Genomic DNA, 17229 nt, shown 5'->3' on the forward strand with positions numbered 1-17229 from the left:
AATGAATTTAGAAATAAGCCGGGCACAGTTTGGCGTCAGACCGCCTGTTACAAAACCAATACCGGAATTTTTACTAGAAGTTAAAGAAGAAGGAATAAGAGAGCTCATTTCAAAACATTATGATGCAATTAAGCAGAGTGATATTAGCCATCTTTTTCCTCAAGACAATGCAGAGTTTGAAAAAGCAACAGTAAACTCGGCAGACTTTTTTATTCAAATATGCGGAGGACCTAAATATTTTAATACTAATAGAGGTGCACCGCAAATGGTTGGCCGCCATGCACCGTTTAGAATTGATGCAAAAGCACGTCAAACATGGCTGGAACTTTACAAACCTCTTTTGAAAGAATTAAAAGAGCAGGGTGTTACAGAGACTTCATTAAACTCATTTTGGGGATATTTAAATATATTTTCTATTTGGATGATAAATACACAGTAACACTCCTATAATAAGGATTATATAAGGAAGCTCCTTGTATAATTCCGACCTACCAACAAAAAGTGGGTTCTTAGCTCAGTTGGTTAGAGCTCTCGGCTCATAACCGAGCGGTCGAGTGTTCGAGTCACTCAGAACCCACCACTTACAAACTCTCTTAATAACGATAATTTAAGATATTTTCAAACTACTTTTACAATAATATTTTTCAACAAATAGATAAAAATATGCATAAATTTGATAAAATTTGTAAAAAAGCAACACTTTTATTCATGTTGCAAAAAAATGATAAATTTCAACTGCAACCTATTCCAATTTTAGGCTTTTACATATCTGACCCTATCATTATATTTAACTGTTATCTATCCTTTGTTTGACAACATGAGAATATTCAAACTACTATGATCTATGCCGGAATGATGATGGGGCTATGATTGAGGCGGTTAATATGAGTTGAAGTTGTAACTGCATTTGACAATCAAATTTGAATTGTATATAATAACAATATACAAGGATAGAGATGGAATTTGATTGTTTAGACACAAAAGCTATTGTTGGTTTTGAATGGGATGAAGGAAATACCCATAAAAATGAAAAGAAACATGGACTGAAGTGGACAACAATTGAAGAGATATTTTTTAATGAGCCATTACTTGTTGTAGAGGATTTTAAAAACTCCCTTGGTGAGTGTAGATGTGTAGCGTTAGGGAAGAATGATTTTGATGATTTGATTACAGTTATTTTTACCTTACGAGAGAAAAAAATCAGAGTAATCTCTGCAAGAGCTATGAGGAAAAAAGAGAGGATAATTTATGAATAAGCTTAAAACATTACCTAAATTTAAAAATGAAATAGAAGAGGCAGCTTTTTGGGATGAGCATGATGTGACTGACTATTATGATATGGAACAAGCAAAGCCTGTTAGGTTCTCACATCTAAAAAAGACAACTAAAAGTATATCTCTTCGTCTGCCTGTAGATATGATAGAAGAGTTAAAAGTTAAAGCTAATGCGATGGATGTGCCTTATCAATCGCTTATTAAAATGTTTTTAACTAACGCTCTTAAAACTGCTTAGTGATAATTTTTGAGAATCAGTTTATTGTCAATGCAATTACTGAATTAAAGTTTGTTTAGTTTATTGGGGACATTCCACTTCCAGAATCTGGCCGGTTGCACTGGGTATGCCACTTGCTCTGCTACTTTTAATGACTTTTGTATGGATACGAAGAAAAAAGAATGTGTAAAAAAATATGAGTTGACTCAACATCTATAAAGTGATTATTGAGTATATCATTTTACAGTTTATATAGTTGCAGAAATTAGAAAAAACGGATCATCAAATGTCAGATATACTGAACCATTCTATTTTACCCTTTGTTGAGCATTTTCAGCATTATGCTGTATGGGTGGTCTTTTTTGCAGCATTCAGTGAAACACTGATCGGTCTTGGTTTTTTATTACCTGGATCAACATTCCTACTTCTTCTCGGTGTTCTGGCGGGGCAGGGATATTTTGATATTACATCACTGCTGCTGTTTGCAGTAGCAGGAGCTTATCTTGGAGATATTACCAACTATCATATCGGTAAACATTATGGTACTGCACTATTGGGTAAAACATGGATGCCTTTTTCCAATGAGCAACTTAGTAGAGCTCATAAGTTTTTAAATACACATGGGGCAAAGTCTGTTTTTTTAGCACGTTTTTTACCCGGATTAAAAGAAAGTGTGCCTTTTCTTGCAGGTTCTGTGAAAATGAAACAAAGTAAATTCCTATTTTGGGATTTCTTTGGAACAATTGGCTGGAGCTTTGAAGTTATTGGCATAGGATATCTTTTCTCTGCATCACTTGTCCTTGCACAAATATGGCTGGGTCGTACGATCACTGTCCTAGCTATACTCATTTTTCTTTTAGCCCTGCTATATCTCTTAAAACAGTTTGTTGTAAGCAATGCACACTCAGCCAAAATAGTACTGCTCTCATTGTGCCACTCTTTTTTACGAAATCCTTTTGTATCAGGAATAATAAAAGCCCATCCTAAATCCGCAGTATTCATCAAAAGTCGTTTTGATCAAACAGAATTTTATGGCTTGCCGCTTACACTGCTTGGTGTTGCATTGGTTTTTGTACTTGCTCTTTTTACTGGTATTATCGAAGATTTTCTTACTCAGGATCCAATTGTGTATGTTGATCACATTGTTGCCAACCTCATGGTGGGATGGAGAACACCAGAGATAACCAATTTCTTTACCTGGATCACCTATCTTGGTAGTAAAGATATTGTTATGCTTTTTCTTGCAGCAGCTACCATTGTTTTAGTTTTATATAAAAAATATAATGACTTTGTTGCACTCTATCTTTCTGTTTTGGGATCAGCTGTTTTTCTGTATTTATGTAAACTTGTTTTTCAGCGCCCACGGCCAGAAACAGCACTCTATATTGAATCATCTTACTCCTTTCCAAGTGGACATGCGACTATTGCTGTAGCATTTTACGGGTTTTTAGGCTATCTTCTGATACGGCATGTAGATGCTTTAAAAAGCAAGATCAACATATTTTTTATTACAACTATTTTAGTTCTGTTGATTGGTTTAAGTCGTATATATCTGGGAGAGCACTATATCAGTGATGTCTACAGCGGATATTTGATAGGTTCTTTGTGGGTGATTACAGCAATTGTTTTACTACAATGGCTCTCTTACCAAAAGTTTTTTCTGCAGGATAAACCTTTTGGTAAAGCAAAAACAATTAGTATAACAGTAGCATCCATAGGAGTAGGACTTTTTCTGTTTTCTGGTTTGAATGTTGATTACAAACTTGCCGTTCATCCCAAAATAAAAATAGTCAAACTCGATAAGTTCAAAACATTGTTTGATATAAATTCCAACAGGTTTGCTCAAAACATCTTTGGTTTTGACTCTCAATCGATAAATATCATTATAACAGTAGAGCAGAAAGAAGAGATCTGCCCTATTCTGAAAAAAGTCGGCTGGAAAGATCTGCACAATAATGAAAATCTCAATATACCTATCTTCTGGCAGGCTAAAGAACCGATATGCAGTTTGAATATGAAGAAAGAAAGCAGACTGTATATATTGCAAATATGGGATACAAATGCATTATATAAAGGTAAGCGGGTATATGTTACCGGTGCCAATGCCATTGTAGGTGAACGGTGGGGCATTATACCGGTTTTTATAAAAGATCTTGACGATGCCAGAGATTTTGTAGTGAAGGATCTTCTAATGAAGGCCCATTTCAAAAAGGATAAACCTGTTCAGATAAATAAACCTTTTATCAAAGAGAATCTTTTTGGAGATTCCTATTTTAGCGATGGAGGGGCGGAGGTGTTATTGCTTGAAAAATAATACCAGATCATTCATGCATACAGATATACCTCAAGGGCAGGCTTCGCGCATTTCGATTTTACAGTTGGTGTAAATTGCAGGTAGACAGAAGAACTTTCTACATTGGAGTTTGTAAAACGCAAAGAGAATATTATATTACTTGGACAATCAGATGTTGGAAAAACTCATTTGACGATTGCATCTGCTTATGTTGCTGTACAAAAACACATTTTAGTAAGTTTCAACAAAATTATACTCTTTTTTGCTACAATGTTGAAACGATTGAGAATATCTAAAACTCCAATAATAAAGGAATTGTAGGGCTTTGTTGAAGTCTGAAAAAGTGTTTTATTTGGTCTTCGAGTCATTCAGAACCCACTACTTATATCGTTTCCAAAAATAATTAAAAATTTCAGTATAATTCTTCTATGAAAAAGTATTTAACAATTTTACTTATTACATTTCTTCTGGCCGGTTGTGCAAGCAGTGATTACAATGCAATTGTGCGGGCTGGTATGTCAAAAAATCCATCCGCTGCTTTTAAAGGTTTTGCGCGTAATAAATCCGTTCACTATATACAACATCCAAAACAGCTACAATCAGACATTAGATTTTTAACTAGTTTTATGAAGAATATTTCAAAATCATGGGGTAAAGAGAATGTGCTTATACCTCAGAAAAAAGAGTATGTAAAATACCTGCAAAACTATAAGAGCAGAGCATTAATTGATTTTACAAAAGGCACTGTACGGGTAGAAACACTCGGGGATAAAAAAAATTTAAAGCAGAGTATAGTTATTACACTGTTATTGCCTGATGACCCAAGAAGTGTTGATCTGTTTGGGACCAAAAATGCCAAGCTCGGAGGCACACCTTATCTTTTTGGTGAAGTTAAAGATGATATGAATAAAAATATCCGCTACCAGTGGCGGGCAAACAGATATGCGAATATCTTGCTGAAAAACAACTATAAAACTGCAACTATCAAGCGTAAGGGCAAACCTGTAAAAATGAGCTATGTTGAATTTCCTATGGTGCGTGACCATGCAAATATACGGATTGCAAAATTTAAACCACTGGTAAAAAAGTATGCTAAAAAGTACAATATAAGTGAAAATTTAGTTTATGCCATTATAAAAACAGAGAGTGATTTTAACCAATTTGCCGTCAGTGGTTCCGGTGCTTACGGACTAATGCAGATTATGCCAAAAACTGCAGGGCGTGATGCGTACTTACATGTAAAGGGCCAAAAACATACACCGTCAAAAATCTATCTTTTTAATGCAAAGAATAATATTGAATTGGGTGTAGCCTATTTAAATATATTAAATAAAAAATACTTGAGCGGTATTTACAATCCTGTATCACGCGAGTATTGTGTTATCAGTGCTTACAATACCGGAAGCGGAAATGTATTAAAGACCTTTAATAAAGACAGAAACAGGGCAAAAAAAACTATTAATACTTTAAAACCAAACGTTGTATATACTAAGTTGCGTAATAATCTTCCTTATAAAGAAACACGAGATTATTTACAAAAAGTTGTTACTGCCAAAAAAGAGTTTGTACATATATAATTATAAGGAATATCAGTGCGAAACATATATTTGATTATTGCCAAGCAGATTGTGGAAGAAGCAGGTAGAATTATTAAAGAAGCTAGAGAAACAAATACGTTTTCTTATGAATTTAAAGATGATGATACACCTGTAAGTAATATCGATCAGCAGGTTCAAGATTATATGACAAAACGTTTAAAAGATAGTTTTGATATACAGGTCATGGGAGAAGAGCAGTGCGATGATATTGACACTTCACAGCCGTACTGGGCAATCGACCCAATAGATGGTACATGGGCTTTTATAACGCATGAGAATACAGCTGCGATAAATCTTTCCCTTATAGAAAATGGGGAGGTGAGTGTAGGTATAGTCTTTAATCCGTTTACAAATGAATTTTTTCAAACTGAAAAGGGTGCGAAGTCTTATATTGGGATGTTGACCTTACCATTAAGGGAGAATCCTACAGTTGCTGTAGTTAATTTCAAGCCTGAACGTTCCCATCCTATTGTAAGAAGTCTTAATCAGCTTTTTAAAGAGGATAGGGTGAAAAAGCTAACGTCTATAGGCGGTTCTATCACCTACTCAATGTGTATGGTTGCAAAAGGTGCTTACAGCAATTATATAGCGTATTTTCCTAAGTCTGCCAATGCATGGGATCTCTCAGCGGCATGTTTGATTATAAAAAATGCCGGAGGTTTTGTTACTGATTTACAAGGGGTGGAAATTGATCCTATCAATCATCAAGGTTATATAGTGGCAAGTGCAAATGCAACAGCGCGTAATGATTTTTTAAATATGATTAATCCTCTGTTGGCAGTCCAAACTTCTGAGTAATAAGTTCTCCTTCATCATTAAAAAAGAGATAATACAGCAGGTCTTTTTTTACAGCCAAATCTGCCAAAAATCTTAAAGCAAGATTTGCCTGCAGAGATGCTATATGCATAACAATAGGTGCTGCAATTCCGGCAGGTGTTTTTTGCACGATTTTAAAAGCGTCATTAAATGAGGATTTATCGATAAAACAAACCTGTCCGTGAAAAGCTTCAACACTTCCATATATCCAAGGCATATTGACTTTTTTTGCATAGGTATTAATGTCCCCGCGTGTAGGAAGGTTGTCTGTTGCATCTATGATGAGGTCAACGGAAATATTCTTTTTCGTCCACTCTTCGAAATTACACTCATGGGCAATTGCTTTTGTAAATGGACATTTTTGCTCTATAGTCTGGATATTGATTTTGGCTTTATTTTTTCCTTCATCCCCCATTTTGAATGCAATCTGTCTATGAATATTGTGCAGACTTACTTCATCAAAATCTATAATATGTATTTCTCCGATTCCTGTTGAACCTAATGCAAAAGCAAGTGAAGAACCAAGTCCTCCTGCACCAACGATTGCTATTTTTTTAGTTTGAAGTCTGTTTTGCGTCTCTTCTCCCCAAAGCTGTACCTGTCTGTGAAAATATTGCATCATCATAAATCCTTTTTTTAGTGAGTTCTTTTACTTATAGCTTCTTTAAATCCCCATGTGCGCCTGGCACGTACAACATCAGTATGGCTCATGTCCACTATCATTAACTCTTCTGTGTTGCCTAAATGGTTGAGCAGTTCCGCATTGGGAGATGCCAAAATAGAATCACCGTAAAATTTCCATATAAACTCTTTATCTTGATACTCACCGATTCTGTTGGCTCTTAGTATATATATATTGTGTGTAAACGCTCTTGTAAGTACTAACGCTTTCCATCTTTCATAAGATTCAAAAGTCGAAACACTCGGAACCAGTAAACAGTCTATATTTTTATTCCTAAGTTTAGCAAAAAAATCATCAAAATGAAGTTCAAATCCATTCATCACTGCAAATTTAAAGCCGTCAATTTTAAAAACCATAGGTGCCTGTAGCTGTGTAATCTCATTTGCAAAAAACTTTTCTTCATTCCAGTGCGCATAGTTTATAAGAATTTGTTGATTATAGTAAGAGGTAGATGCAGGCGCAAATTTTGCTATACATTTATAGATTTCATCTTTTTTTACAATGACAAGAGGAGCAATTATCGTCATATTATATGTTAAAGAGAGTTCTTTTAAAATTTTAATTTGGTGAAGAGCCTGTTCTTTTATCATAGATACAGACATATGTTCAAGCTCTTTAAAAAAAGGGTTCAAGACATATTCACCAAGCAGCAATACTCTTACCTCTTTTTTACTTGCGATTCTTACATAATTATAAAGTTTTGTTGAACTCATGCCCTGAGCATTGAGTTGTAAAACTGCGGCTTTCATCGCTCAGTTTTTAGATTTTGAATTTTAATTTGAGCATCTTCGAGCATTTTTTGTGCCTGGGCTAACTCTTTCATCCCTTTTTCATAGGCTTTGACACTCTCTTCTAGGGTGATTTCCGGATTCATAAGTGTTTCCAAAATTTCTTTGGCACTTTGCAGTTTTGTTTCAAATTTTTCTTTAGCCATTGAGTGCATCCTTTACATGGTTTTCAAATTTATTTAGTTCTACTAAAAATGCATCATGACCGTAGTCACTCTTCACATCTATATAGCTATGGTTTTTATTGCCGATCTTATCTAATTCATCAGCAATCTCTTTCATCTCAAAATTTTTAAATAACAAATCATTTTTAAAACTTACCAAATAAAGCGCAGAAGTTACGCGCTTAAGCGCTTCAGCCAAAGAATCAAACCCTCGAGACAAATCATATATGTTAATTGCTTTTGTTATGTAGAGATACGCCAGCGGATCAAACCATTTTGTAAAATTATAGCCGTTGTACTCCAAATAAGACTCTACTTGAAACTTTCCAAAAAGTTCATAAAGTCCGTCTGTGAGTTTATAGTCTCTGCCGAATTTTTCACGCATAGATTCATGCGATAAAAAGCTGATATGTCCTGCCATACGACCGACTGCCATCCCAGAAAGGCCTTGTTCTTTGAGTAGATCCGGGTCATAATAACCTTGTTTAAAGTCAGGGTCATTGAGGATAGACTCTTGAGCAACTTTATTAAATGCAATAGCCCATGGCTGGGTTGCGTGTGTGGTGGCAAGTGCTATGATTTTATTGGCAAAATTCGGGTAGTGAATAGCAAATTGGAGTGCCTGCATACCGCCCATAGAACCGCCGACAATTGCATGTACTCTGTGAATATCAAGTCTGTCAAACAAAATTCTTTGTGCTTTGACCATATCTTTTATGCTGACAACCGGAAATTTATAACGATAAGGTTCTTGGTATGGATGTTGTAGGCTCATAGGACCGGTCGAGCCAAAACAACTGCCTATAACATTTGAGCAGATAACAAAATATTTGTCAGTATCTATTGCTTTGCCGGAGCCAATAAAGCCGTCCCACCAACCGGGTTTTGTTTCATCTTCATACAAACCTGCAGCATGATGTGACCCTGTGAGTGCATGACAAACAACAACTACGTTGCTCTTGTCTTCATTCATGGTTCCATATGTTTCATATGTTATATCATACGGCTCCAAAATACGCCCGCTTTCAAGATAAAGCGGATTAGTAAAGTGTTCTGTATATGTTTGCAGGTTTAAAGACAAGTGAATAATACTCCAAAAATTAATAATGGTATTTTAGCAAAAGAGTCTTAATTATGCTTCAAGTGCTTGTTTCAAGTCTTCTATTAAATCTTTGACACTCTCTAAACCGCAGGAAATTCGTATGAGTCCTTCGGGAACACCACAGGCAATTAATTCTTCATGCGAAAGCTGCTGATGTGTCGTAGAAGCGGGATGTGTAATGATAGATTTTGAATCACCGATATTGACAACAAGAGAGTATAGTTTTGTTGCATCTACTATTTTTGTCGCTTCATCAAAATCTTCAACTTCAAAACTCAGCAGTCCGCTGCACAAACCGTCTTGAAAGTATTTTTGTGCGTTCTTATAGTTTGCATTGCTTTTTAACCCGGGATAATTTACTTTTTTTACTTTTTTGTGTGATTCTAAAAACTCTGCGAGCATAAGCGCATTTTTGGAATGTTCTTTCATTCTTAAAGAGAGTGTTTCAATACCTTGAATAAAAAGCCATGAATTAAATGGAGAAACGACTGCACCCAAATCGCGAAGAAGTGATAAACGGGCACGCAGTGTATATGGAGGCAGCCCGGTATCAGTATATACAAGTCCGTGATAAGAAGCATCAGGCTCGTTAAAATGGCTGTATCTCGGATTGTTCTTTAGTTTGTCAACCAGTCCTTTTCTCTCTACTAAAATTCCGCCTATTGCCAATCCTTGACCTGTTGTATATTTGCTGGCACTGTGAACAGTTATGTCTGCACCAAATTCAAAAGGACGGCATAAAACAGGTGTTGCTACGGTATTGTCAACAATTGTTAAAATATTATGCTTATTCGCGATAGCAGTGAGTGCTTCTATGTCGGCAACATCAATACTCGGATTAGTCAATGATTCAAAAAAAATCACTTTTGTCTTTTCATCAATAAGTACTTCTATCTGTTGCGGTTTATGCACATCAAAAAATCTGGCTTCAATGCCGAATCGTTTAAGCGTATGCGTGCTGAGTGTTAAGCTTCCACCGTAAAGCTGGTTAGCACAAATAATATTGTCTCCTGCTTGGGCCGCATTGGCTAGTGCAAAAAATATTGCACTCATACCGCTTGCAGTAGCGATTGCTGCCTCCCCGCCTTCAAGTGCGGTAAAACGTTTTTCAAAAACATCAGTTGTAGGGTTATTTAAACGTGTATATATATTGCCAAGTTCTTTTAGCGCAAAGAGGTTTGCCGCATGCTCAACATCACGAAATTCATAAGCAGTAGTTTGATAAATTGGAACAGCCATTGTTCTCTGGGAGTCTTTTTCATATCCGGCATGAAGCGCTAGTGTTTGTAAATCCATAGGTTAACCTTTATTCTGATTGAGTGTTTCATCTTTGATTTTTTGTAAAAATTCTAAAATATTTTCTTGATATGCCAAGGTGTCATTGTCGTAGGTATATTTTAAAAATTCTCTGAGTGCATCGACATCTATTTTTTTTGCATAACGAGGGACAATTTTCAACTCTTTTTGTATATTGAATGCCAATGAATCAATATCTAAACCATTATTTTCTTTTACTTTTTTGACAAGCTCTTTGGATGATAACATGAGCAGATTTGCTCTATCTGTATCATCCTTATATAATTTGAGACCGATATTTTTAATTAGAACGTAGTTTTCTACAGTTGCTTCTTCATTGGCTGCAATCAAGAGGGCAAAAATTTTTGCACGAAATTCCAGTGAACCGTGATGGTGTACAAATAGTTCCCGAAATGCACTAAAAAAATGATGTTTTAGTCTAAAACCGAGTCTCATTAATCTTCCTTATGTCGTATTATACATTTTATCCATTGAAAATGGTATAATTTCAAAAATAATTGTAATAAGGAATTTTTTTATGGGTAGAGCCTTTGAATATAGAAAAGCATCAAAGTTAAAAAGATGGGGAGCAATGTCTAAATTGTTTCCAAAACTTGGGAAAGTTATCACTATGGCGGCAAAAGAGGGTGGTGGTGACCCGGATATGAATGCAAAGCTTAGAACTGCAATTTTAAATGCAAAAGCTGAAAATATGCCAAAAGATAATATTGATGCAGCTATAAAAAGAGCGACTGCCAAAGACAGTGCTGATATGAAAGAAGTAAATTTTGAAGGAAAAGCACCCCATGGTGTACTTCTTTTCATAGAGTGTGCAACTGATAATAATACAAGAACAGTTGCAAATGTAAAAAGTACCTTGAACAAAAACGGTGGAGAAATGCTTACAAACGGTTCTTTAGAATTTATGTTTTCCCGTAAAGCTCTTTTTGAATTTCCACTTTCAAACGATATGGATATTGAAGAGTTGGAATTGGAACTTATAGATGCAGGACTTGAAGAGATAGAAGCAGAAGACGGTGTTGTCTTGGTAACAGCTGATTATACAAGTTTTGGTACGATGAATGAAGCTTTAGAAAAAATGGGTGTAGAGATAACGAAAGCTACACTGGAAAGAATTGCAAATACCCCGATTGAAATCAGTGATGAAGAACATGCTGATGTAGATAAAATTTTAGAAAGACTCGAAGATGATGAAGATGTTCAAAAAGTTTATACAAATTTAGCATAAGATAAATGTACTATATAAAAAAAGAGTATGAAAATACTCTTGAGGTGAAGCAGTCAAAGTTTATTGCACATCTCACACCTTATGCCGAATATGAAACACTTCTGCAAAAACTCAAACAACGACATCCTAAAGCACGGCATTTTGTAACAGCTTATAGATATTTAAATGAATATGAGCAGATTGTTGAACACTCCAGCGATGACGGTGAACCGGCCGGAACGTCAGGCAAGCCCTCATTAATGGTTTTGCAGGGTAGGGAACTTATTAATACTGCTGTAATTGTTGTACGCTATTTCGGCGGAACAAAGCTGGGAACAGGTGGTTTAGTAAGAGCATACAGTGATGCTGTCAATTTAGTTATTGAAAAAGCAGATTTGTATGAGTATAAAAAAGAGCTGACTAAAAATATTGTCTTTGATTATAGTGATGTTCGCTTTATAGATTATGAATGTAAAGAGTTTGACATTACTATATCCCACAAAGAATTTGACTCAAAAGTATCATACAAAATTACAGCGAGTGAAGAAAATATGAAAAATTTTCTCACTAAAGCTGCTAGAATAATTACAATAGTAGAGAGATAGATAAACTATCGTCTACCTTGCACTGCATTACCCATATCCCACATTGGTAAGAAAATACCAAGCGCAAGTAATAGAACCATTGATGCTATCATAAGTAGCATAATAGGTTCTATAGCTTCACTTAAGCCATCTATAATTGCATCAAATCGCATTTTATAGTATTCAGCCACTTTTTTGATCATAGTATCAAGTGTACCACTGTCTTCACCTGCACGAATCATTTGAATAATCATATTTTCGAAAAGACCTGTTTCTTCAAGACCCTTATTGAGTGTACCGCCTTTTTCTACAGTGCTTATTACTGATTGAAGTTTCCTTTTAAGAGGTAGATTGTCTACCATTGAAGTAGCAGTATCCAGGGCTTCGGCTATAGGAATGCCGGCACGAATAAGTTCAGAAAAGACAAGTGTAAATCTACTTAAAGTCGCAAACTTTATAATGTTTTTTATTAAATATACTTTGAGCAAAAATTTATGCCAACCATATCTTAAATTTTCATAGTTATTGATTAAGTATTTAAAAACAAAAAACACAATAGCAATAATGGCTAAAACATATGGACCAAAATTGTTGAAAATATATTCAAGTTTTAATAAAATAAGTGTTGGTAAAGGCAGTTGTGCATGGAGCTCTTCAAAAATTGATTTAAACTGAGGAACTACGTAAGAAATTAAAACGGTGAATGCAATAGCCATCGCAATCATAACATTTCTAGGATATGCCATTGCTTTTTTAAATTTAACAACATTGGCTCTTATTTCTTCAAGCATATTTGCTAAAGAGTATAAAGCTTCATCCAAATTACCGGTTTTTTCTCCAAGTTCAACCATTGCAATAGTTAAATTTCCAAGTTCATAGCGAAAGTTTTGCATTGCTGAGGAAATCGAGTGCCCGGCATTAATATCTTCTGCAATTTTTGAAAAGACAAATTTTAGTGCTTCATCTGTTGTCGCACTTGCAATTTCACTGAGTGAATCATGTATAGAAATACCTGCATTCGTCATAACGGCTAATTGTCGAATCGCTGCAATAAGTGCATCCGGCTTGATTTTTCTCTTTTTTATATTTGATAAAAAACTTGTTTTAAATCTTTTAAATTGTGCTTCAAGAGGTTCTTGGGATTCTGTGACTTTGATGATAATGCCGGGAAATTTTAATTTAGCGTAACTATTTGCCTCTTTTTTGTTTTCAGCATAGAGTCCAATCTCTTCTTTTTTCCCTTTTGTTAAAACAGTTGCTACAAAATATTTCATCCTTTTGCCACCTTTAATACTTCTTCTATACTGGTTATGCCATCAATTGCTTTTTGGATACCATTTTGAAAGAGTCCTATAAACCCTTCTCCTTTAGCTTGTTCAAGCATCTGTTCTTTGGAAGCACCTTTAGCAATTAAAGAAGAGAGTTCTTCTGAAATATTAAGTACTTCACATATCATTTCCCTTCCCATATAACCTGTATCTGCACACTCTTTACAACCTTTTCCTTTGTAAAAAATTGTACCTTCTGGTACAACATCATCTATTTCTTCTAAAACGGATGCAGAGAGTGTGTCTTCTGCTTTACAATACGTACATATTTTTCTAACGAGTCTTTGTGCCTGAATAGCTACAAGAGCACCGCTGATCAGGTAATGCTCGATACCCATATCTGCCATACGTGGTATTGCACTAATGGCATCGTTAGTATGGAGTGTTGAAATGACCATGTGACCTGTTAATGCTGCTTTAATCGCAATTTCAAGTGTTTCCTGGTCACGAATTTCACCAATCATAATCTTATCAGGATCTTGTCTTAGAATTGACCTTAGTGCATCAGCAAAACTAAGACCGACTTTCGCATTGACCTGGACTTGCTGAATGAGATTCATTCTATACTCAACAGGGTCTTCAACAGTAATTATTTTATCTTCGACATTTCTGAGTTCATTTAACGCACCATACAATGTAGTAGTTTTACCACTTCCTGTAGGCCCGGTAACCAAAATGATCCCATATGGTGCTTTGAGACCTTTGAGCAGTTTTTGATAACTAACAGAATCCATGCCTGCATCTTCAAGTCTCACAAGTGCTTTTTGTTTATCTAAAACACGCATAACAATTGATTCACCGTAAAGTATTGGCAGTGTTGATATCCGAAAGTCATATTCTCTGGCTCCAACCATGGTAGAAAATCGGCCGTCTTGTGGTTTTCTTTTTTCAGCAATATCTAAATTTGCAAGAAGTTTTAGCCTGGAAGCCAGAGGTGGATAAATATCTTTTTCAAAAATAAACATTTCAGTTAATTTTCCATCTACACGCCCTCGAACCATGCAGTTCTTTTCAGTTGGTTCAATATGGACATCACTTGATCTGGAGTTAATACATGTCTTTAAAACAACATCTATAAGAAGTAAAATTGAAGATGCCTCTTGTTGCTCTTCTATAGTACTGATAGAGTTTAACTCATCGCGTATTTTTTTTACCAAATCTTTAATACTGTCTTTGAGACTAATTTTATACAAAGAAGACAAAATTTGTTTTTTTGTAGCTAAAGCGATTTTAAGAATTTTTCTTGGAAATAGTCTTTGAATGGCCTCTTGAGCATCTATATCCAATGGATCGCTAAAAGCAACAGTGACACTCATATCATCTTGAGATATTGGTATTGCATTGTGCTTTTCGAGTTGATTAAGAGGGACTTTTTCTATAAGATTATAATCCATGTCAATAGAATCAAGATCTAAAAAGAGAAGGTCAAGCTCTTGTGCCAGTCTTTCAAGTACTGCTTTTTCTTCTATGTAATCATAATTATCAATGATAGAAAGGTCATAAACACCTTCTCTTATTTGATGAACAATAAACCTGACAAGTCGTTCCATAGTCATAAAGCCAGAGAGAGTAATATCTCGAAGGATTAGGTTTTCACTAATACCTTTTGATAAAAGCCTGTCTACTTGCCCCTTCATTATTGAACCGTTAGCAAGTAAGTCAGTTGTTATTCTATCCACAATAACTCCTACCAATATACGTGACGTTTTAAAATTATTGTATCATAATATTCTTCAATAACCATTTTACTGACTCTATCACCTTTTGAAATATATAGTTTGTAACTTAGCTTCATATCAGTTGGATCTTCAAACAGGTAAAAAGCTCTTGGTTCATGTTTACCGAGTTTTATATACAAATCAAAGACTCTTGATAAAACATAATCTGTTGAAGGAAGAATATACTTAGACAAATCATATCCGTCAATTAGAGCATGGTATAAAAGCTTTTTTTGCATTAAAATAACTGAAAAATAAGCTGAATTTGCGCGAGCTTCTTTTGAAAATTTCAATGTGGCTATTGGTATAGCCAATCTATCTATATAGTCGGAATTTAAACATCCAAATGCATATAAACTGACAAATTCTTCATCTTGTTTATATTTTTGAAAATTATTAAAACCTATACTACAAACTTTTTCATATTTTTTATTTTGATATAAAGTAAATAAATTCTGCTTTATATCATATGCAAAAAGATTATAAGTGAGTATAAAAAGTATGATTAATTTCATTTAAATTTTCCTGATTTGATTTCATTTAAAAGTATTTCAGCATTACTTGAATGCGAAACTTTTATATACTCTTGAAGTGTATGAATTGCTTTATCTTTTTTATGAAGTTTTACGAGTGATCTTGCAAAAACAATCCAGCTGGCTTCTATATTGGAATTAATCTGATTGGTAATTAGCGCATAATTATATGACTGTTCATAGTTACCAAGTTCATAATATTTTTTTGCAACAAACAGACTAAGAGCAGGGTTGTTGTTCTTCTTAAAGCGTTTAATAATTTCAAAAATATCGTTTTGAGTCTCTTTTCTTTCAATTGTAATGGCAACTTTTGGTTCTTGTTTAACAGTAGTTTCAGGTGTAATATCCTGAATGACTTCCTGCACTACTTTTGGCTTTACTACTCTTCTCTTTTTTTTCACAATTCGCTGTTTTTTTGGGGTTTGTCGCTTTGAATACTGTGGTTGTGATGCTTGATGTTGAATATTTTTCATAAAATTCATTGATGGTTGCAATTTCTGAGTTTGTACAGGTGTTTGAATACTTCTTTGCGTTTTTTTGACTGGAATCGGTTTTGTAATTAGAACTTTTTTTTTCACTGCAACTGGTTTTGCCTTGGTCTTTTTCTTTTCTTGAACAACCGCTACTTGAACATTCTTTTTTTGTAGAATTTGTTTTTTTGGAGGAATACTACTATTTATATTTGTGTAAAAGCTATATACAATGGGAATAATTACTAATAGACTTATTCCTATTATTATATAAGGCAAAAATGATTTTATTTTATATATTTTCCAACGTTTTTCTAAATCATGAATATTAAGCATTAATGAGCCCTGTATGTATTGCAGCCATTTCTACAAATTTATTTGGAATATGGGTTGTGTTAATTGGATATATACGGCTGTTTTGCTCATAGGTATCATAAATATCAAAGAGTGTATAAAGCAATTTATTTGTGTCCCTATAGTTTCCATTTGTAAGTTTGTAAATTTTATTTACTGTTTTTGTATTAAACATATTTGCAGTATCAAAACAGTTTGCCTTCATAAGTTTTTTTTGTATATAAATTTTCAGTTCTGTAGTTGAGGCATTTTCAAGCTCAAATGTTTCCCAAATTCTGGTTTGAAAGTGCTCTTTTGCAATGAGATCTTCTTTTTCTGTTTTATGTAATGTTATAACAAATTTAATACTTCTGGTATCAGACAAAAGCCTTATTTTTTCCATCAATGTCTCAGAATAAAGCTGAGCTTCATCTAATAAAACAATCGGAATTTGCTCTATTTCTCTATCTTTTACAATTTTCATAAATTGGGTGAAATTTAACGTGTCATTATATTTTATATTAAATATATCTTGTGCAAGTGTTTTATAGAATTCATTTTCATCTAAAATAGGTGTTTGATAGAGGTAAATATTATTTTCTTGGCATAAATCATTATGGAGTTTTGTTAGAAATATACTTTTACCCGTTCCCGGTTTTCCAAACAGGAGTATCATTTTAAGAGGTTTCTCTATTGAGTCTTTTAAAGATTGGTATATAGTAGACACTCTGTTTAACTGTATATAATCTTTTGCATTGACTGTATCTAAGAAAACATTTTTGGAATTTACAAAGATACTGTCCAT

At 34.3% G+C, this 17229-nt stretch carries 20 protein-coding genes, 1 tRNA gene and 1 pseudogene; 11 read left to right on the forward strand and 11 right to left on the reverse strand.

Annotation, left to right across the window (positions count from 1 at the left end; all coding sequences use genetic code 11):
- Position 1: 1 nt before the first annotated feature.
- The 9 genes and pseudogenes from SAUT_RS04330 to SAUT_RS04365 all read left to right on the forward strand — a co-directional run bounded on the left by SAUT_RS04330 (position 2) and on the right by SAUT_RS04365 (position 6180).
- The gene (locus tag SAUT_RS04330) at positions 2-439 is read left to right on the forward strand and encodes a globin domain-containing protein (protein WP_013326653.1); all 438 of its coding nucleotides are present in this window, start codon (positions 2-4) and stop codon (positions 437-439) included.
- Between the two features lie 64 nt (positions 440-503).
- Positions 504-580: transfer RNA gene (locus SAUT_RS04335), tRNA-Ile, on the forward strand.
- A gap of 376 nt (positions 581-956) precedes the next feature.
- Complete coding sequence (locus SAUT_RS04340) at positions 957-1256, forward strand: BrnT family toxin (RefSeq protein WP_013326654.1); 300 nt, start codon at positions 957-959, stop codon at positions 1254-1256.
- Positions 1249-1512, forward strand: a complete 264-nt coding sequence (locus SAUT_RS04345; RefSeq protein ID WP_013326655.1) for a BrnA antitoxin family protein — start codon at positions 1249-1251, stop codon at positions 1510-1512. Before SAUT_RS04340 ends, SAUT_RS04345 begins: the two co-directional genes overlap by 8 nt.
- Before the next feature lie 85 nt (positions 1513-1597).
- Positions 1598-1681, forward strand: coding sequence for an LPXTG cell wall anchor domain-containing protein (locus tag SAUT_RS11640; protein ID WP_425358061.1), 84 nt, complete (start codon positions 1598-1600; stop codon positions 1679-1681).
- Positions 1682-1777: 96 nt separating this feature from the next.
- The gene (locus tag SAUT_RS04350; RefSeq protein WP_013326656.1) at positions 1778-3805 is read left to right on the forward strand and encodes a bifunctional DedA family/phosphatase PAP2 family protein; all 2028 of its coding nucleotides are present in this window, start codon (positions 1778-1780) and stop codon (positions 3803-3805) included.
- Between the two features lie 99 nt (positions 3806-3904).
- Positions 3905-4105, forward strand: a pseudogene (locus SAUT_RS11560) (ATP-binding protein); the annotation flags it as partial.
- Positions 4106-4212: 107 nt separating this feature from the next.
- A complete protein-coding gene (locus SAUT_RS11565) occupies positions 4213-5361 on the forward strand; it encodes a murein transglycosylase domain-containing protein (RefSeq protein WP_013326657.1) in 1149 nt (382 codons plus the stop codon).
- Between the two features lie 15 nt (positions 5362-5376).
- Positions 5377-6180 carry an inositol monophosphatase family protein gene (locus SAUT_RS04365; RefSeq protein WP_013326658.1) on the forward strand — a complete coding sequence of 268 codons (804 nt, stop codon included), beginning with the start codon at positions 5377-5379 and terminating at the stop codon, positions 6178-6180.
- Here the strand turns inward: SAUT_RS04365 and SAUT_RS04370 are convergent.
- The 6 genes from SAUT_RS04370 to SAUT_RS04395 are packed head-to-tail and all read right to left on the reverse strand — an operon-like array spanning position 6146 to position 10686.
- Positions 6146-6820, reverse strand: a complete 675-nt coding sequence (locus SAUT_RS04370; RefSeq protein WP_013326659.1) for a HesA/MoeB/ThiF family protein — start codon at positions 6818-6820, stop codon at positions 6146-6148. The two genes, SAUT_RS04365 and SAUT_RS04370, sit on opposite strands and share 35 nt — an antisense overlap.
- Before the next feature lie 14 nt (positions 6821-6834).
- Entirely contained in the window at positions 6835-7629 is a 795-nt protein-coding gene (locus SAUT_RS04375; protein ID WP_013326660.1) for a carbon-nitrogen hydrolase family protein, read from the reverse strand.
- Complete coding sequence (gene xseB / locus SAUT_RS04380) at positions 7626-7814, reverse strand: exodeoxyribonuclease VII small subunit (RefSeq protein WP_013326661.1); 189 nt, start codon at positions 7812-7814, stop codon at positions 7626-7628. The genes SAUT_RS04375 and xseB overlap by 4 nt, the downstream gene beginning before the upstream one ends.
- The gene (gene metX, locus SAUT_RS04385) at positions 7807-8913 is read right to left on the reverse strand and encodes a homoserine O-acetyltransferase MetX (protein ID WP_013326662.1); all 1107 of its coding nucleotides are present in this window, start codon (positions 8911-8913) and stop codon (positions 7807-7809) included. Before metX ends, xseB begins: the two co-directional genes overlap by 8 nt.
- A gap of 51 nt (positions 8914-8964) precedes the next feature.
- Complete coding sequence (locus SAUT_RS04390) at positions 8965-10230, reverse strand: O-acetylhomoserine aminocarboxypropyltransferase/cysteine synthase family protein (RefSeq protein ID WP_013326663.1); 1266 nt, start codon at positions 10228-10230, stop codon at positions 8965-8967.
- 3 nt (positions 10231-10233) lie between these two features.
- On the reverse strand, positions 10234-10686 hold the full coding sequence (locus SAUT_RS04395; RefSeq protein ID WP_013326664.1) for a hypothetical protein: 453 nt from the start codon (positions 10684-10686) through the stop codon (positions 10234-10236).
- Positions 10687-10768: 82 nt separating this feature from the next.
- Here SAUT_RS04395 and SAUT_RS04400 point away from each other — a divergent pair, with 82 nt between their 5' ends.
- Together SAUT_RS04400 and SAUT_RS04405 are read left to right on the forward strand one after the other, a co-directional pair.
- On the forward strand, positions 10769-11479 hold the full coding sequence (locus SAUT_RS04400) for a YebC/PmpR family DNA-binding transcriptional regulator (protein ID WP_013326665.1): 711 nt from the start codon (positions 10769-10771) through the stop codon (positions 11477-11479).
- Positions 11480-11484: 5 nt separating this feature from the next.
- Entirely contained in the window at positions 11485-12063 is a 579-nt protein-coding gene (locus SAUT_RS04405; protein ID WP_013326666.1) for a YigZ family protein, read from the forward strand.
- 5 nt (positions 12064-12068) lie between these two features.
- Here the strand turns inward: SAUT_RS04405 and SAUT_RS04410 are convergent, their stop codons facing one another.
- Genes SAUT_RS04410 through SAUT_RS04430 form a run of 5 tightly spaced genes read right to left on the reverse strand, consistent with a single transcriptional unit; the run spans position 12069 to position 17229 of the window.
- Positions 12069-13316 carry a type II secretion system F family protein gene (locus SAUT_RS04410; protein WP_013326667.1) on the reverse strand — a complete coding sequence of 416 codons (1248 nt, stop codon included), beginning with the start codon at positions 13314-13316 and terminating at the stop codon, positions 12069-12071.
- Complete coding sequence (locus tag SAUT_RS04415) at positions 13313-15049, reverse strand: GspE/PulE family protein (RefSeq protein WP_013326668.1); 1737 nt, start codon at positions 15047-15049, stop codon at positions 13313-13315. Before SAUT_RS04415 ends, SAUT_RS04410 begins: the two co-directional genes overlap by 4 nt.
- A gap of 8 nt (positions 15050-15057) precedes the next feature.
- Complete coding sequence (locus tag SAUT_RS04420) at positions 15058-15603, reverse strand: hypothetical protein (RefSeq protein WP_013326669.1); 546 nt, start codon at positions 15601-15603, stop codon at positions 15058-15060.
- Positions 15600-16427: a CDC27 family protein gene (locus SAUT_RS04425; protein ID WP_013326670.1), complete on the reverse strand. Its 828-nt coding sequence runs from the start codon at positions 16425-16427 to the stop codon at positions 15600-15602. The genes SAUT_RS04420 and SAUT_RS04425 overlap by 4 nt, the downstream gene beginning before the upstream one ends.
- Positions 16420-17229: an ATP-binding protein gene (locus tag SAUT_RS04430; RefSeq protein ID WP_013326671.1), complete on the reverse strand. Its 810-nt coding sequence runs from the start codon at positions 17227-17229 to the stop codon at positions 16420-16422. Before SAUT_RS04430 ends, SAUT_RS04425 begins: the two co-directional genes overlap by 8 nt.

Source organism: Sulfurimonas autotrophica DSM 16294 (genome assembly GCF_000147355.1).
Classification (GTDB): Bacteria; Campylobacterota; Campylobacteria; order Campylobacterales; family Sulfurimonadaceae; genus Sulfurimonas; species Sulfurimonas autotrophica.

Excerpts from the sequence above, each read along its gene's own strand:
- SAUT_RS04330 (WP_013326653.1), top strand. The coding sequence starts at position 2 with ATGAATTTAGAAATAAGCCGGGCACAGTTTGGCGTCAGACCGCCTGTT.
- SAUT_RS04340 (WP_013326654.1), top strand. The coding sequence starts at position 957 with ATGGAATTTGATTGTTTAGACACAAAAGCTATTGTTGGTTTTGAATGG.
- SAUT_RS04345 (WP_013326655.1), top strand. The coding sequence starts at position 1,249 with ATGAATAAGCTTAAAACATTACCTAAATTTAAAAATGAAATAGAAGAG.
- SAUT_RS04350 (WP_013326656.1), top strand. The coding sequence starts at position 1,778 with ATGTCAGATATACTGAACCATTCTATTTTACCCTTTGTTGAGCATTTT.
- SAUT_RS11565 (WP_013326657.1), top strand. The coding sequence starts at position 4,213 with ATGAAAAAGTATTTAACAATTTTACTTATTACATTTCTTCTGGCCGGT.
- SAUT_RS04370 (WP_013326659.1), bottom strand. The coding sequence starts at position 6,820 with ATGATGCAATATTTTCACAGACAGGTACAGCTTTGGGGAGAAGAGACG.
- SAUT_RS04375 (WP_013326660.1), bottom strand. The coding sequence starts at position 7,629 with ATGAAAGCCGCAGTTTTACAACTCAATGCTCAGGGCATGAGTTCAACA.
- xseB (WP_013326661.1), bottom strand. The coding sequence starts at position 7,814 with ATGGCTAAAGAAAAATTTGAAACAAAACTGCAAAGTGCCAAAGAAATT.
- SAUT_RS04390 (WP_013326663.1), bottom strand. The coding sequence starts at position 10,230 with ATGGATTTACAAACACTAGCGCTTCATGCCGGATATGAAAAAGACTCC.
- SAUT_RS04395 (WP_013326664.1), bottom strand. The coding sequence starts at position 10,686 with ATGAGACTCGGTTTTAGACTAAAACATCATTTTTTTAGTGCATTTCGG.
- SAUT_RS04400 (WP_013326665.1), top strand. The coding sequence starts at position 10,769 with ATGGGTAGAGCCTTTGAATATAGAAAAGCATCAAAGTTAAAAAGATGG.
- SAUT_RS04405 (WP_013326666.1), top strand. The coding sequence starts at position 11,485 with ATGTACTATATAAAAAAAGAGTATGAAAATACTCTTGAGGTGAAGCAG.
- SAUT_RS04410 (WP_013326667.1), bottom strand. The coding sequence starts at position 13,316 with ATGAAATATTTTGTAGCAACTGTTTTAACAAAAGGGAAAAAAGAAGAG.
- SAUT_RS04420 (WP_013326669.1), bottom strand. The coding sequence starts at position 15,603 with ATGAAATTAATCATACTTTTTATACTCACTTATAATCTTTTTGCATAT.
- SAUT_RS04425 (WP_013326670.1), bottom strand. The coding sequence starts at position 16,427 with ATGCTTAATATTCATGATTTAGAAAAACGTTGGAAAATATATAAAATA.
- SAUT_RS04430 (WP_013326671.1), bottom strand. The coding sequence starts at position 17,229 with ATGGACAGTATCTTTGTAAATTCCAAAAATGTTTTCTTAGATACAGTC.